We start from the raw sequence: 15,924 nt of genomic DNA on the forward strand, positions 1-15,924 counted from the left end.
CTGCCTTCGCGGGGCAAGCCCGCTCCTACAGGGCTTGCATTTCAAGCGGACCTAGTTATGGGCCTCAAACGTTCTGCCGCTCACCCTTCGGATCGAAGAACACCGAAGACACGATCTCCGCCTCGATCACGCTGCCGTCTGCCTGTGGCGAGAACACGCGCTCGCCCATGCGCTTGAGGCCGCCCTTGACCACGCCCATGGCGAACGAATAGCCCAGGGAGTTGGAGGCGTAGCTGGAGGTCACGTGGCCAACCATGTCCATCGGAATAGGCTGCTTCGGGTCGAACACCAACTGGGCGCCTTCAGGCAGCCACTTGGTGGGGTCGATCGGCTTCAGGCCTACCAGCTGCTTGCGGTTTTCACGCACGCAGTCTTCGCGGTTCATGCCACGCAGGCCGATCCACGAGAACGGCTTGTTGCGGCCCACGCACCAGCTCATGTTCAGGTCGTCCGGGTTCATCGAGCCATCGGTGTCCTGGCCCACGATGATGAAGCCCTTCTCGGCACGCAGTACGTGCATGGTTTCGGTGCCATACGGGGTCAGGTTGTACTTCTTGCCCGCCTCGATGATCTGCTCCAGCACGCCCATGGCGTAGTTGGCCTGCACGTTGACTTCGTACGACAGCTCGCCGGTGAACGAGATCCGGAACACCCGGGCCGGTACGCCGCCAACGTTGCCTTCCTTCCAGGTCATGAACGGGAAGGCTTCCTTGTCCATGTCGATGTCGGTCAGCTCGCTGAGCAGCTTGCGGCTGTTGGGGCCGGACAGGGTCATGGTGGCCCAGTGGTCGGTCACCGAGGTGAAGTACACCTTCAGCTCCGGCCACTCGGTCTGGTGGTACAGCTCCATCCACTGCAGCACGCGGGCGGCGCCGCCGGTGGTGGTGGTCATGATGAAGTGGTTGTCGCCAACGCAGGCGGTTACGCCGTCGTCGAAGACCATGCCGTCTTCCTTGCACATCAGGCCGTAGCGGGCCTTGCCCACGTCGAGCTTGGTCCAGGCGTTGGTGTAGATGCGGTTGAGGAACTCACGGGCGTCCGGGCCCTGGATGTCGATCTTGCCCAGGGTCGAGGCGTCCAGCAGGCCCACGCTGTCGCGCACGGCCTTGCATTCGCGGGCCACGGCGGCATGGATGTCTTCACCGGCTTTCGGGAAGTACCACGGGCGCTTCCACTGGCCGACGTCTTCGAACTCGGCGCCATTCTTCACGTGCCAGGCATGCAGGGCAGTGAAGCGCACCGGCTCGAACAAGTGGCCACAGTGGCGGCCCGCTACCGCACCGAAGGTCACCGGCGTGTAGTTTGGGCGGAACATGGTGGTGCCCATTTCCGGAATGGTGATGCCGATGGAGCGGGCGGCAATGGCCAGGCCGTTGATGTTGCCCAGCTTGCCTTGGTCGGTGCCGAAGCCCAGCGCGGTGTAGCGTTTTACGTGCTCGACCGACTCGAAGCCTTCGCGGGTGGCCAGCTCGATGGCGGCGGCGGTCACGTCGTTCTGCTGGTCGACGAACTGCTTCGGCGCACGGGCGGTGCCTTTGTCGTGCGGCACCTGGAACAGTGCCACGGTGGCCTCTTCCTTGCGTGCCACGGTTTTCGGCAGGCTGCCAACAGTGGCCTTGAAGCCAGCTTCCGTGGCTGCGCGGGCGCCGCCTTCGAAGCCGTCGGCAATCACATCGCCCAGGGCGTATACGCCATGCACGCCGCCTACGCATTCACGTTTTTGCGGGGCATCGCCTGGCACGAAGCCAAGGATGTCTTCACGCCACACCGGGCGGCCGCCCAGGTGCGAAGCCAGGTGCACGATCGGGCTGTAGCCGCCGGAGGTGGCGATCAGGTCGCAGTCAAGGGTTTCGCCAGGGCTGGTGACCTTGTGCGCCTGCACATCGATGGCCGCCACACGGGCGCCGCTGACGTGCTTGGTGCCACGGGCCTCGACCACGGCGCTGGAGGTCAGGATGCGAATGCCCTTGGCACGTGCTTCCTCAACCAGCGAACCGCGTGGGTTGTGGCGGGCGTCGGCGATGGCGACCACTTGCAGGCCAGCATCGTGCCAGTCGAGCGCGGCGCGGTAGGCGTGGTCGTTGTTGGTCGACAGCACCAGCTTGCGGCCTGGGGCCACGCCGTAGCGGCGCACGTAGGTGGAAACGGCACCGGCCAGCATGTTGCCCGGCACGTCGTTGTTGCCGTACACCAGCGGGCGCTCGTGGGCACCGGCAGCCAGTACCACGCGCTTGGCGCGCACACGGTGCACGCGGTGGCGCACCTGGCCGATCGGCGCGCGGTCACCGAGGTGGTCGGTCAGGCGCTCGTGAATGGTCAGGAAGTTGTGGTCGTGGTAGCCGTTGACCGTGGCGCGTGGCAGCAGGGTCACTTCCGGCAGGCTTTCCAGCTCCTTGACCACGGCGCTGACCCATTCCATGGCAGGCTTGCCGTCCAGGGTTTCGCGCGAGTCGAGCAGGCTGCCGCCGAACTCTTCCTGCTCGTCAGCCAGGATCACCCGGGCACCGCTGCGTGCAGCGGCCAGGGCAGCGGCCAGGCCTGCAGGGCCTGCACCGACGATCAGCACGTCGCAGTGCTGGTTCATGTAGTCGTAGCTGTCCGGGTCGTTCTGCAGCGGCGCACGGCCAAGGCCGGCTGCCTTGCGGATGTACTTCTCGTAGGTCATCCAGAACGATTTGGGGTACATGAAGGTTTTGTAGTAGAAGCCAGGCGGCATCATGCTGCCGCCGACCTTGCCAAGGATGCCCATGACGTCGTTGTTGACGTTCGGCCAGCCGTTGGTGCTGGTGGCGACCAGGCCTGCGTACAGGGCCTGCTGGGTAGCCCGCACGTTGGGGATCTGGGTGGCTTCGCTGGAGCCGATCTGCAGGATGGCGTTCGGCTCTTCGGTGCCGGCGGCGATGATGCCGCGTGGGCGCGAGTACTTGAAGCTGCGGCCGACGATGTCGACGCCATTGGCCAGCAGCGCGGCGGCCAGGCTGTCACCGGCATACCCTTGGTAGGTCTTGCCGTTGAAGCTGAAGTTCAGGACCTTGCTGCGGTCGATACGGCCGCCGCTGGCGAGGCGATAGGTTTGGCTCATACTTTTTCCCCTTGGCCTTTGACGGTCGACGGCGCGCTGGCGGCCTTGCCATTGGCGGTCACTTGCGGCTTCTCGCCAATCTTGTAGGTTTCCAGAATCTCGTAGGTCACGGTGTCGCGGGTGACGTTGAAATACTGGCGGCAGCCGGCAACGTGGTCCCACAGTTCATGGTGAATCCCGCGTGGGTTGTCACGGTAGAACATGTAGGTGCCCCACTCCTCGTCGGAGCAGGCGGCAGGGTCCAGCGGGCGGGCGATGTGCGCCTGGCCAGAGGCGTGGAACTCTTCTTCGGAGCGCAGCTCGCCGCAGTGGGGACAGAAAATATGCAACATGACGGTGTCTCCGGTTAGTGGGCGACGGCGGCGGCGCCGTGTTCGTCGATCAGTGCGCCGTTGTAGAAACGGTCCATGGAGAACGGCGCAGCCAGCGGGTGCATCTCGCCCTTGGCCAGGCTTGCGGCGAAGACGTTGCCCGAGCCCGGGGTTGCCTTGAAGCCGCCAGTACCCCAACCGCAGTTGAAGAACATGTTCTTGACCGGGGTCTTGGTGATGATCGGGCACGCATCCGGCGAGGTGTCGACGATGCCGCCCCACTGGCGGTTCATGCGCACGCGCGACAGGTTCGGGAACATCTCGACGATGGCCTGCAGGGTGTGCTCGATCACCGGGTACGAACCGCGCTGGCCGTAGCCGACCCAGCCGTCGATACCGGCACCGATCACCAGGTCGCCCTTGTCGGACTGGCTGATGTAGCCGTGTACGGCGTTGGACATGATCACCGAGTCGATGATCGGCTTGATCGGCTCCGACACCAGTGCCTGCAGCGGGTGCGATTCCAGCGGCAGGCGGAAGCCGGCCAGCTTGGCCATGTGCCCCGAGTTACCGGCAGTGACCACACCTACGCGCTTGGCGCCGATGAAGCCTTTGTTGGTTTCAACGCCGATGACCGCGCCGTTTTCCTTGCGGAAGCCGATCACTTCGGTTTGCTGGATCAGGTCCACGCCCAGGGCGTCGGCGGCACGGGCGAAGCCCCAGGCCACGGCGTCGTGGCGGGCTACGCCGCCGCGGCGCTGAACGGTGGCACCGAGGATCGGATAGCGGGTGTTCTTGGAGCAGTCCAGGTACGGGATTTCCGCCGCCACCTGGGCGGTGTTGAGCAGTTCGCCATCCACGCCGTTGAGGCGGTTGGCGCTCACACGGCGCTCGGAGTCACGCATGTCCTGCAGGGTGTGGCACAGGTTGTAGACGCCGCGCTGGGAGAACATCACGTTGTAGTTGAGGTCCTGGGACAGGCCCTCCCACAGCTTCATGGCGTGCTCGTACAGGTGCGCCGACTCGTCCCACAGGTAGTTGGAACGCACGATGGTGGTGTTACGGGCGGTGTTGCCACCACCCAGGTAACCCTTCTCGATCACCGCGACGTTGGTGATGCCGTGTTCCTTGGCCAGGTAGTAGGCCGTGGCCAGGCCATGGCCGCCACCGCCGACGATGACCACGTCGTAGACCTTTTTAGGGGTTGGCGTGCGCCACATGCGCTGCCAGTTCTCGTGGTGGCTGAGGGAGTGCTTGAAAAGGCCGAAGCCCGAGTAACGTTGCATGGTGTGTGACTCCACTCAGCGGTATACAGGGAAATCTGCGCACAGGGCCGCGACGTTCTTCGCCACATCGGCTTCAACGTCGGCATCACCCAGGTTGTCGAGGATGTCGCAGATCCAGCCGGCCAGCGCCACGCACTGGGCAACCTTGAAGCCACGGGTGGTGACAGCCGGGGTGCCGATGCGCAGGCCCGAGGTCACGAACGGCGACTGTGGGTCGTTCGGCACGGCGTTCTTGTTCACAGTGATGTGCGCGCGGCCCAGGGCTGCGTCGGCATCTTTGCCGGTCAGGCCCTGGCGAATCAGGCTGACCAGGAACAGGTGGTTGTCGGTGCCACCGGACACCACGTCGTAGCCGCGGTCGATGAATACCTGGGCCATGGCCTGGGCGTTTTCGATGACTTGTTTCTGGTAGCTCTTGAACTCAGGCTCCAGCGCTTCCTTGAAGCACACCGCCTTGGCGGCGATCACGTGCATCAGCGGGCCGCCCTGGGCGCCAGGGAACACGGCGGCGTTGAGCTTTTTCTCGATCTCTTCGTTGGACTTGGCCAGGATCAGGCCACCACGTGGGCCGCGCAGGGTCTTGTGGGTGGTGGTGGTGACCACGTCGGCGAATGGAATCGGGTTCGGGTACAGGCCAGCGGCAACCAGGCCGGCAACGTGGGCCATGTCGACGAACAGCAGCGCACCGACCTTGTCGGCGATGGCGCGGAAGCGTGGGAAGTCGAGGGTCTTGGAGTAGGCCGAGAAGCCGGCAACGATCATCTTCGGCTTGTGCTCGACGGCCAGGCGCTCGACTTCGTCGTAGTCGATCAGGCCGGTGTTGGTGTCGATGCCGTACTGCACGGCGTTGTACAGCTTGCCCGAGGACGACACTTTGGCGCCGTGGGTCAGGTGGCCGCCGTGGGCCAGGCTCATGCCCAGGATGGTGTCGCCCGCCTGCAGCAGGGCCAGGTACACCGCGCCGTTGGCCGAAGAGCCGGAGTGCGGCTGAACGTTGGCGTAGTCGGCGCCGAACAGTTGCTTGGCGCGCTCGATGGCCAGGGCTTCAACCTTGTCGACGTGCTCGCAGCCACCGTAGTAGCGCTTGCCTGGGTAGCCTTCGGCGTACTTGTTGGTCAGGCCGCTGCCTTGGGCCTGCATCACGCGCTTGGAGGTGTAGTTCTCCGAGGCGATCAGCTCGATGTGATCTTCCTGGCGCTGTTCTTCGGCATTCATCGCCGCCAGCAGTGCGTCGTCATAACCCTGGATCTGGTCTTGCTTGCTGAACATCGTGTCTCTCCCGGCAGCGATCGTTTTTTGTCGTGGGGCACTGTGGCCCTTTGTGGCGATGTTATGACTGGCACGGGCGGGTCAGATGCCTGCGCACGCCTTGCAATGGCGCGTTTACGACATTGGGTTTGTGTTCTCAGGGCCGGCCTTTTCGCGGGGCAAGCCCGCTCCTACAGGGAACCTGGGCGCGCGGGCCTTGTAGGGGTGGGCTTGCCCCGCGAAGAGGCCGGCACAAACAACACTGAAATCAGCCCATGCACAGGTTGTATAGGCAACCGCCAAAGCGATGGTTTAGAGTGCTGTTCTGCGTCGTTCACAGGACAGTGTCATGACAGATAAGAGCCAACAATTCGCCAGCGACAACTATTCCGGCATCTGCCCCGAAGCCTGGGCCGCGATGGAAAAGGCCAACCATGGCCACGACCGCGCCTACGGTGACGACCAATGGACCGAGCGGGCGTCGGAATACTTCCGCCAGCTGTTCGAAACCGACTGCGAGGTGTTCTTCGCCTTCAACGGCACCGCCGCCAACTCCCTGGCCCTGGCCTCGCTGTGCCAGAGCTACCACAGCGTGATCTGCTCGGAAACCGCTCACGTCGAAACCGACGAGTGCGGCGCGCCGGAGTTCTTCTCCAACGGCTCCAAGCTGCTCACCGCGCCCAGCGTCAACGGCAAGCTCACGCCCGAGTCGATCCGCGAAGTGGCGCTCAAGCGCCAGGACATCCACTACCCCAAGCCACGGGTGGTCACCCTCACCCAGGCCACCGAAGTGGGTACCGTGTACCGCCCCGACGAGCTCAAGGCGATCAGCGCTACCTGCAAGGAGCTGGGCCTGAACCTGCACATGGACGGCGCACGCTTCACCAATGCCTGCGCCTTCCTCGGCTGCAGCCCGGCTGAACTCACCTGGAAGGCCGGCGTGGATGTGCTGTGCTTTGGCGGCACCAAGAACGGCATGGCGGTGGGCGAGGCGATTCTGTTCTTCAATCGCCAGTTGGCCGAGGACTTCGACTACCGCTGCAAGCAGGCCGGGCAGCTGGCGTCGAAAATGCGCTTCCTGTCGGCGCCGTGGGTCGGGCTGCTGGAGGGTGGCGCCTGGCTACGGTATGGCAACCATGCCAACCAGTGTGCGCAGTTGCTGGCGTCGCTGGTGAGCGACCTGCCTGGGGTGCAGTTGATGTTCCCGGTGGAGGCCAACGGGGTGTTCCTGCAGATGCCGGAGCATGCCATTGAAGCGCTGCGTGGCAAGGGGTGGCGGTTCTATACCTTCATTGGCAGTGGTGGGGCGCGGTTCATGTGCTCGTGGGATACCGAGCAAGAGCGGGTGCGCGAGCTGGCGGCGGATATCCGCAGTATCGTCAGCGCCTGACAGGGCGCATTCGCGAGCTGCGCTCGCTCCTACCGGGGTACGCAATCCCTGGTAGGAGCGAGCGTAGCTCGCGAATTGCATGCTACAGCCTGAACCCACCCATCTGCCGCGCCAAATCGTCGGCCAGGCCACGCAGGGCCTGGCACTGCTCGCGGCAGCCCTGCACCTCGGCCGCCGTTTCCCTGGCCAGGTCGGAAATCCCCTGCACCGTGCGGTTGATTTCCTCGGTCACCGCCGACTGCTCCTCGGTCGCAGTGGCCACCTGCTGGTTCATGTCGCTGATGTGCTCGACCTGCTCGGTGATGGCACCCAGCGACGCCCCGGTTCGCTGGCTCGATTCCACCCCACTGCCGGTGGCCTGCTGCCCCGCCTGCATCGAACTCACCGCAGAACCCGCCCCGTGCTTGAGGCGCTGAATCATCTGCTGCACCTCATCGGTGGAAAGCTGCGTGCGCCGGGCCAGGGTGCGCACTTCATCGGCCACCACGGCAAAGCCACGGCCCATCTCCCCTGCCCTGGCCGCCTCGATGGCGGCGTTCAGCGCCAGCAGGTTGGTTTGCTCGGAAATACTGCGAATCACCGCCAATACCTGGTCGATCGAGGCGACTTCCTCGGCCAGCTGGCCTACCGCGTCAGCTGCCTTGCCAATGTCGCCCGACATGCCCTCGATGCCCTGCACCGAGCGCCGCACCACTTCGCGGGCCTGCACGGCCTCTTCCCGCGCCGTTTGCGAGGCCAGGGCCGCGTCGCCGGCATTGCGGGCGATGTCCTGCACGGTAAGGCCCATCTCATGCACGGCGGTGGCGACCATTTCGGTCATTTCCTGCTGGCGGCCCGAGCGCTCGGCGGTGTTGTCCACCACCTGGGTTACCTGCTCCACCGCCCGGTGCAGGCGTTCGGTGGTGCGCAGCACCTCGCCAATCAACGCCCGCTGGCTGTCGAGGAAGCGGTTGAAGCCGCGGGCCAGGTCGCCCAGTTCATCCTGGCGTGAATCGTCCAGGCGGTGGCTGAGGTCGCCGGCACCGCTGCCAATCTGCACCAAGGCGGTGGTCACGCTGCGAATCGGCCGCACCAGGCCACGGGCCAACAGCACCACCAGCAGCAGGGACAGCAGCGCCACGCCGCCGCCGATCAGGCTGGTAAGCCACACGGCCTGGCGCATCTGTGCATAAATCTGCGCCTCGGGCACTTCGGCCACCAGGGTCCAGTTCAAATCACGCAGGGGCAGCCCCAGGGCCAGGTAATCTTCACCATTACGAGTGAAATGCGCGCTGTGCAGTTGCTCGCCCTGGCCCATCACGGCCTGGGCCGCTTGCACACCGATGTCTTCGCTTAACTGGCGCTTGCCGCTGAGCGCTGCGTCCGGGTGCACCTGGATCAGCCCGTCGTTGCGCACCAGCAGCACCTTGCCCTGCTCACCGAAGCTGAAGTCGTGAATCAGCTTCGACAGCTCGGTCATGCGCAAGCCCATGCCGGCCACGCCAACCAGCTTGCCGGCCTTTTCCACGCGGTAGTTGATGAACAGCGCCAGCTCGCCCGTGGCGCCATCGATGTCGATGTTCACCTGGCGCTCGGCGCCGCTGTCGATGTAGCCGTAGAACCATGCGTCCTTGGGGTTGGCGCGGCTGAGCGTTCGGTCCAGGCCGTTCTCGTGGTAGTAGTGGCCCGTTGCAGGGGCGGCGAACATGGCCGTGAAGGCGTGGTTGCGCTGCTTGGCAGCCTGCAGGTATTCGAGAAATTGCGGGGCCTGGGCGGGGTCTTCGCCAGCGGCGAGCCAGTCGCGCAGCAAGGTGTTGCCGGCAATGTCGGCAGCCGCTGTCAGCGGTTGGCCGAGCATGCGCTCGATGTCGTTGCGGATGGCTTCGATGCTGGCCGGCAAGGCCGTGTCCACCAGGTAACGCTCGGTGAGGCGGTTGAGCGCCACCGTGAAGATGACCACCACCACCAGGATGCTCGCCAACAGGGCAGCGCCCATGCTCGCGATCAATTGCCACTGGATGCCCTTACGCCAGATACGCATGCCCATGCTCCCCGCTCATTATTGTTTTGCGGAAAGTGTATACACTTGCGTATTCAGTTAATCCAGTGATCTGCGACAACTGCGCCGATCATGTGGGAGCGGGCAAGCCCGCTCCCACAGGTATCCGAGCATCAGGCTGCTACTGTTCGGCAATGGTTCGAACGATCGCATCCACCGTGGCGTCGATTTGCGCCTGGGTGCGCTCCAGGGTCTGCTGGTGTTCCTTCTGCAGTTCAACCTGCCGGGAACACAGGTTCAGCGCGGCCAGCACCAGCAGCTTGTCACCGATCAGGGTCGGGTACTGGCGCTTGGTTTCGTTCAGCGCGGTGTTGAGCATCCGCACTGCCTGGGCCAGGGTGTCTTCCTGGCCCTCGGGCGCCTTGATCGAATAATCGATGCCGAGGATCGACACGACATTGATCGGCTGCGCTTGCAGTCTCATGCGTTGGCGACGCCTGCGCTGGCGCGATCAACCAAGGCTTGCAGGCGTGCAGCGGTGCTGCCGTTCTTCTCTTCCTGCTCCATCAGCGACAGCTGCAGGGTTTCGTTTTCTTCCTTGGCCTGGGCCAGTTCCTGGCCCAGGGCGGTGTTCTGCTCGGTGAGTTGAGCGTTTTTCTGCATCAGGTCGCTGACCAGTTGCTCGATTTGATTCAGGGAGGCTTCCAGCATGGGTCTATCTCGGGTTGTTGCAAAGGTCGCACACGATAAAGAAAAGTGTGAGCCCCCGCCATTAAATATCGGATTTACAAGGTTTCTAACCCGCAGATTGACAGGGTATCGGCCCCCTTGTTCCGACCTGGGTCAACCGCCGGTCAGGTAAATAGATAGCTGCCTCACATTTTTTCGCTGTCAGCCTCAAGACTGGCCGGTCACGACCGATAGACAGGCAGGTCTTATTTCGTCGCACGGACCGCGCGCCCCCTCTCCCCTGCCTGGACTCTTTCCCATGTCTCTACGCAACATGAACATCGCCCCGCGCGCGTTGCTCGGGTTCGCCCTGATCGGCGTGATCATGCTCGGCCTCGGTATCTTCTCGCTCGTGCAAATGGGCAACATCCGACAGGCCGGCGTGGTCATCGAAGAAGTCAGCGTGCCCAGCATCAAGACCCTCGACGAGCTGACCGCGCTCAACCTGCGCATGCGCACCCTGTCTTACCGCCTGTTGCTCAACCGCGAGCCGGAAACCCAGCGCGACACCCTGCGCCTGCTGGACGAGCGCAATGCCCAGATCGACCGCGCGCGCCGCGCCTATGAGCCGCTGGTGACCGCCGCGGACGAAAAGGCCGCGTTCGAGCAGTTCGGCCAGTTGCTCGGCCAGTACCGCCAGCTGGAGTCGCGCATGCGCACCCTGAGCCAGGCCGGTGATGTGGACGGCCTGCGCAACCTGCTGAACAACGATCTGCTGGCCAACTCCGACCAGATCAACAAGGTCATGGACACCCTGGTGCAGATCAACACCGACCAGACCCGCGACACCAACCAGACCGCCGCCAGCCAGTACGCCACCGCCTTCGCCCTGGTCATCGGCTTGCTGGTCGCCGCCGCCGTGCTGACCTTCCTCTGCGCCTTCCTGCTGACCCGCAGCATTGTCAAGCCAATCGACGAAGCCCTGCAGGCCGCCGAGCAGATCGCCGATGGCGACCTGACCCAGGTGATCCGCGCCGAAGGCACCGACGAAGCGGCACGCCTGCTGCGCGCCATGGCCCGCATGCAGGACAAGCTACGCGACACCCTGCAGCTGATTGCCGGTTCCGCCACCCAGCTGGCCTCGGCGGCCGAGGAGCTGAACTGCGTCACCGACGAAAGCGCCCGTGGCCTGCAGCAGCAGAACAACGAGATCGAACAGGCCGCCACGGCGGTTACCGAAATGACCAGCGCCGTTGAAGAGGTGGCGCGCAATGCCGTCAGCACCTCCGAAGCCTCCAGCGAAGCCAGCCGTTCGGCAGGCGATGGCCGTGACCTGGTGATGGAAACCGTCGGCGCCATCGAGCGCATGAGCGGTGATGTGCAGGCCACCGCCAAGCTCATCACCCACCTGGCCGAACAGTCGCGCGACATCGGCAAGGTGCTCGACGTGATCCGTGGCCTGGCCGACCAGACCAACCTGCTGGCCCTGAACGCGGCGATCGAAGCGGCGCGTGCCGGTGAGGCGGGCCGTGGCTTTGCCGTGGTGGCCGATGAAGTGCGGGCACTGGCCCACCGCACCCAGCAGTCGACCAGCGAGATCGAGCGCATGATCGGCAGCATCCAGGGCGGCACCGAAGAGGCCGTGGAGTCGATGCGCACCAGCACCGAGCGCGCCGAGTCGACGCTGAACATCGCCAAGGGCGCCGGCATGGCGCTGGACACCATCGCCGGGGCGGTGGCGCAGATCAACGAACGTAACCTGGTGATCGCCAGCGCGGCGGAGGAGCAAGCCCAGGTGGCCCGCGAAGTGGACCGCAACCTGGTGAACATCAACGACCTGTCGGTGCAGAGCGCCACCGGGGCGCATCAAACCAGCGCGGCGAGTGCCGAGCTGTCGCGCCTTGCGGTTGATTTGAATGGCCTGGTGGCGCGGTTCCGGACCTGAAAGTTTGCGTATCCACGGTAGGAGCTAGCGCAGCTCGCGATGGGCTGCAACGCAGCCCCGGCAATATCAGCTGCGAAGCTGAGAACCTGGGGCCGCTGCGCGCCCCATCGCGAGCTGCGCTCGCTCCTACCAGATTGTTCCAGATTGGTCGACGGCTCAATAATCGATCCGCACATCCCCCTTCGGCACGCTGCAGCACGACAGGATATAGCCCTCGGCTTCGTCCTCCTCGGTAATCCCGCCGTTGTGCTCCATCTCCACCTCGCCGCCCAGCTTGAGCACTTTGCACGTCCCGCAAATGCCCATGCCGCACGCCTTGGGAATCATCAGCCCAACCTTGGCCGCCGCCGCATGCACGGTTTCGCCCGGTGCCACGCGAATGCTCTTCTCGCTGCCGATGAACTCCACCAGGTTGAGGTCCGACGCATCCACTTCCGGCGCATCGGCCGCCTGCTCGGCATGTTCCACCGCATCGGCCTTGGCCTCCGGTGGCGTGGCGCCGAACGATTCCTCGTGGTAGTTCTTCATGTCGAAGCCAACCGCTTCGAGCATGCGCTTGACCGCCGTCATGTAGGGCGTCGGGCCGCAGCAGAACACCACGCGGTCCATGTAGTCCGGCGCAATCAACTCCATCAGGCGCTGGTTCAGGTAGCCGCGGTAACCCGCCCAAGGCTCACCCAGACCATGCTTCTCGCAAATGATGTGCAGGCTGAAGTTGGGGATGCGCGAAGCCATCTGCTCCAGTTCGCGGTGGTAGATGATGTCCTTGGGGGAACGGGCGCTGTGCACGAACACCATGTCGACGTTGGCATTGGTGTCGTAGAACCAGCGCGCCATCGACATCACCGGGGTGATGCCCACGCCACCGGACAGGTACAGCACCTTGCCGGCGGGGAAGTCGATGGCGTTGAACAGCCCCACCGGGCCGTGCACCGGCAGCTCGGCGCCTTCGTGCATGGTGTCGTGGAGGAAGTTGGAAACCAGGCCACCGGGCACGCGCTTGACGGTGATCGAGAAGCTGTAGGGCACCGACGGCGAACTGGAGATGGTGTACGAGCGCATCACCGGCTTGCCTTCGATCTCCAGCTCCAGGGTCACGAACTGCCCGGGCTTGAAGAAGAACATGATCGGCTGGTCGGCCATGAAGCAGAAGGTGCGCACATCCCAGGTTTCCTGGATGACCTTGACGCAGCGCACGATGTGGCGGCCATTGGCCCAGGTCTGGGTGCTGACCGGATTGAGGAAGGTATCGGACATGTTCATCTCCAGCGGCCGACTATTGGCCCTTTTTATGGCTCCGATAATGCTCAAGGGACGGGCGTCGTACATTCCTGCCAGCGACATCGACGTGCTCATCGCGACCAGCCCCGCACTGCAAGGGTTGGCGCGTCGTAATTCAATTCGGCCATGTCGTCCATGGATACGGTTCACGGCGTCTTCGGACGCACACTCCACGGCAAAACAACCAGCCTGCTGTTGAACCACGACAACAACGATTAGCCACCTTTTGCCGGCCGCACACGGCCCCGAGGAAGACACGATGGACGTCACCGCAACCCTGAGCCTGGGCGATCCACTGGAACCTGCACGCAAGGCCACCGCCGAGATGCTGCAGACCCGCGAGCGCACCTACTCGCTGCCCCAGCCGTTCTACACCGACGAGCGTCTGTTTCAGATCGACATGCAGGAAATCTTCCAGAAGGAATGGTTGATCGCCGGCATGACCTGCGAGATCCCGGCCAAGGGTAACTACATCACCCTGCAGATCGGCAACAACCCGATCCTGGTGGTGCGCGGTACCGAGGGCAAGGTGCATGCCTTCCACAACGTGTGCCGGCACCGTGGTTCGCGCCTGTGCGTCAGCGATAAGGGCAAGGTGGCCAAGCTGGTCTGCCATTACCACCAGTGGACCTACGAGCTGGACGGCCGCCTGCTGTTCGCGGGCACCGAAATGGGCGCCGACTTCGACATGAAGCAGTACGGCCTCAAGCCTGTGAACGTGAAGGTCGCCGGCGGCTACATCTTCATCAGCCTGGCGGAAAACCCGCCGGCCATCGACGAGTTCCTGGCCACCCTGGACCACTACATGGAACCGTACGACATGGAGAACACCAAGGTGGCGGTGCACACCACCTTGATGGAAAAAGCCAACTGGAAGCTGGTGCTGGAAAACAACCGCGAGTGCTACCACTGCAGCGGTTCGCACCCGGAGTTGCTGCAAACCCTGCTGGAGTGGGACGACACCAACGACCCACGTGCCAGCCAGGAATTCAAGGACCACGTGGCCAGCTCCGCCGCTGCCTGGGACGCCGAGAAGATCCCGTACCTGCACAAGAGCCACGGCCTGCGTAACCGCATCGTGCGCATGCCGCTGCTCAAGGGCACCGTGTCGATGACCATGGACGGCAAGCAGGCCTGCCAGAAGCTGATGGGCCGCATCAAGAACCCCGACCTGGGCTCGATGCGCATCCTGCACCTGCCGCACTCGTGGAACCACTGCATGGGCGACCACATGATCGTGTTCACCGTGTGGCCGATCAGCGCCCAGGAAACCATGGTCACCACCAAATGGCTGGTGCACAAGGATGCGGTGGAGGGCGTGGACTACAACCCTGAGCACATGCGCAAGGTGTGGGACGCCACCAACGACCAGGACCGCCGCTTGGCCGAAGAGAACCAACGGGGGATCAACTCCACGGCGTACCAGCCAGGGCCGTACTCGAAGACCTACGAGTTTGGTGTGGTGAACTTCATTGACTGGTACAGCCAGCGGTTGCTCAACAACCTCGGGGCAGAGCCGGCGCCGTACCTGAAGGAAGTGCAGGCTCAATAACTCCCCGACGTTCGCCTGACACGCTTCGTTCCAAATGAGCGGAGCGTATCAGGCTCATCCACTAAGCCTGGACTTCATGGAGTGGTGTTCTCATACGCCTGATACGGGCAGCCGTCGCTTCAAGCCCTCTGCCTACAGTCGATAACATCTCATCCACCATCGTGACATCCATAAGAGTCTCAAAAAGCACCCCCGGAATTTCACGCGGGTATTGCCGCATGTAGTGCACCACCTCCTTCGCCGCCGCATAGTTCCCTGTCATTCCCCCGGCCACACTCGTGACGGCATTGATCGCGCCCAACACGTCCGCGGCAGTTTGCAGACCAGGTGTTACACCCGTTACCGTTGCAGCCACCTGCCCCCCCAACCCGGACACCCCCGTGAGCATGTAGTGTAGATTCGAGGTTCTGGATGCTGAGGGTAGCTCCCCATGGACCGTACCGTTGCGAAACGCCATCCTTCGTCCAACGACATTCTTGGCCGTTCGTGCCAATGCTCCGAGCAATGTGGTGCCGCTAGACACGATGCCAATACCTCTGAGAATAACGCCCCAGAACTCACCACTGGGGTCCACACGGTTCACGGGATCTCCCCCGCAATACGCATACGCATTGATCCCCCCCTTGGAAAACGGGCTCAACCTGTCCGCCACCATGAACCGCATCAGGGTTGGGCTGTAGAAGCGATGGCCATTTCCCAATGGGTAGTTGCCTGTGAGCTGATCCCGTTGCTGGCCAGCAAACCCCAGCCATGGGCCCCGCGCATTACCCAGGGTGCCGTAAGGTGAATAAGCCCGTCGCGGGCTCGACGAACCGCTGAGTACGGAACGTTGGCCATCGGTAGCGAGGAGATACTTAGCCATAACTTATCCACAGAGCAAAGCGTGTGCCGCTAGCATAAGGGCTGCTCCAAGACTTGCGTACTGGCAAAAATGTCAGGTATCCCATTGATCATAAATTGATCACAACGCTCGACCGCTGATGAATCAAGGGCTTCAGGAAACCTCCTACACCTTGTCCACAGAAACACCAACAGAGATTGTGAGCAAGCGGACCGAATGGACATAGCCTCCTGTGGATAAGCCACTCAAGGCCATGATTTCCAAAGATTGGAGCGTTTTCACAGCTAATTGATCATTATTTGATCAAACCGGTCAAGGCCTTGATTTGCGCGGCATTCAGC

At 63.4% G+C, this 15,924-nt stretch carries 12 protein-coding genes; 3 read left to right on the plus strand and 9 right to left on the minus strand.

Translation table 11 applies throughout. From position 1 onward, the window contains the following. Nucleotides 1-64 precede the first annotated feature (64 nt). The 4 genes from F3J44_RS07705 to F3J44_RS07720 are packed head-to-tail and all read right to left on the minus strand — an operon-like array spanning nt 65 to nt 5,948. Nucleotides 65-3,082, minus strand: coding sequence for a sarcosine oxidase subunit alpha (locus F3J44_RS07705; RefSeq protein ID WP_167271531.1), 3,018 nt, complete (start codon nt 3,080-3,082; stop codon nt 65-67). Further along, nucleotides 3,079-3,414 carry a sarcosine oxidase subunit delta gene (locus tag F3J44_RS07710; protein WP_167067569.1) on the minus strand — a complete coding sequence of 112 codons (336 nt, stop codon included), beginning with the start codon at nt 3,412-3,414 and terminating at the stop codon, nt 3,079-3,081. The genes F3J44_RS07705 and F3J44_RS07710 overlap by 4 nt, the downstream gene beginning before the upstream one ends. A 14-nt stretch (nt 3,415-3,428) precedes the next feature. Then, nucleotides 3,429-4,679 carry a sarcosine oxidase subunit beta family protein gene (locus tag F3J44_RS07715; protein ID WP_003255680.1) on the minus strand — a complete coding sequence of 417 codons (1,251 nt, stop codon included), beginning with the start codon at nt 4,677-4,679 and terminating at the stop codon, nt 3,429-3,431. A gap of 15 nt (nt 4,680-4,694) precedes the next feature. Then, the gene (locus F3J44_RS07720; protein ID WP_039581293.1) at nt 4,695-5,948 is read right to left on the minus strand and encodes a serine hydroxymethyltransferase; all 1,254 of its coding nucleotides are present in this window, start codon (nt 5,946-5,948) and stop codon (nt 4,695-4,697) included. A 328-nt stretch (nt 5,949-6,276) separates the two neighbouring features. On the opposite strand from F3J44_RS07720, the gene F3J44_RS07725 reads away from it, so the two are divergent. After that, on the plus strand, nt 6,277-7,317 hold the full coding sequence (locus F3J44_RS07725) for a low specificity L-threonine aldolase (protein ID WP_167067567.1): 1,041 nt from the start codon (nt 6,277-6,279) through the stop codon (nt 7,315-7,317). Nucleotides 7,318-7,399: 82 nt separating this feature from the next. On the opposite strand, the gene F3J44_RS07730 is transcribed toward F3J44_RS07725, so the two are convergent. The 3 genes from F3J44_RS07730 to F3J44_RS07740 form a co-directional block, all read right to left on the minus strand. After that, nucleotides 7,400-9,337, minus strand: a complete 1,938-nt coding sequence (locus F3J44_RS07730) for a methyl-accepting chemotaxis protein (RefSeq protein ID WP_167271532.1) — start codon at nt 9,335-9,337, stop codon at nt 7,400-7,402. Between the two features lie 139 nt (nt 9,338-9,476). After that, entirely contained in the window at nt 9,477-9,779 is a 303-nt protein-coding gene (locus F3J44_RS07735) for a cell division protein ZapA (protein ID WP_167067562.1), read from the minus strand. After that, on the minus strand, nt 9,776-10,006 hold the full coding sequence (locus F3J44_RS07740) for a hypothetical protein (RefSeq protein WP_167067559.1): 231 nt from the start codon (nt 10,004-10,006) through the stop codon (nt 9,776-9,778). Before F3J44_RS07740 ends, F3J44_RS07735 begins: the two co-directional genes overlap by 4 nt. Nucleotides 10,007-10,283: 277 nt before the next feature. Between F3J44_RS07740 and F3J44_RS07745 the strand changes: the two genes are divergently transcribed. Beyond that, nucleotides 10,284-11,909 carry a methyl-accepting chemotaxis protein gene (locus tag F3J44_RS07745; protein ID WP_167271533.1) on the plus strand — a complete coding sequence of 542 codons (1,626 nt, stop codon included), beginning with the start codon at nt 10,284-10,286 and terminating at the stop codon, nt 11,907-11,909. Nucleotides 11,910-12,065: 156 nt separating this feature from the next. On the opposite strand, the gene gbcB is transcribed toward F3J44_RS07745, so the two are convergent. Then, nucleotides 12,066-13,166 carry a glycine-betaine demethylase subunit GbcB gene (gbcB, locus tag F3J44_RS07750; RefSeq protein ID WP_167067551.1) on the minus strand — a complete coding sequence of 367 codons (1,101 nt, stop codon included), beginning with the start codon at nt 13,164-13,166 and terminating at the stop codon, nt 12,066-12,068. A gap of 283 nt (nt 13,167-13,449) precedes the next feature. Between gbcB and gbcA the strand changes: the two genes are divergently transcribed. Then, entirely contained in the window at nt 13,450-14,742 is a 1,293-nt protein-coding gene (gbcA, locus tag F3J44_RS07755; protein WP_167067548.1) for a glycine-betaine demethylase subunit GbcA, read from the plus strand. A gap of 61 nt (nt 14,743-14,803) precedes the next feature. Here gbcA and F3J44_RS07760 read toward each other — a convergent pair whose 3' ends face one another. Further along, nucleotides 14,804-15,604 carry an RHS repeat-associated core domain-containing protein gene (locus F3J44_RS07760; RefSeq protein WP_167271534.1) on the minus strand — a complete coding sequence of 267 codons (801 nt, stop codon included), beginning with the start codon at nt 15,602-15,604 and terminating at the stop codon, nt 14,804-14,806. Nucleotides 15,605-15,924 lie beyond the last annotated feature (320 nt).

This window comes from Pantoea sp. Tr-811, assembly GCF_011752535.1.
Classification (GTDB): domain Bacteria; phylum Pseudomonadota; class Gammaproteobacteria; order Pseudomonadales; family Pseudomonadaceae; genus Aquipseudomonas.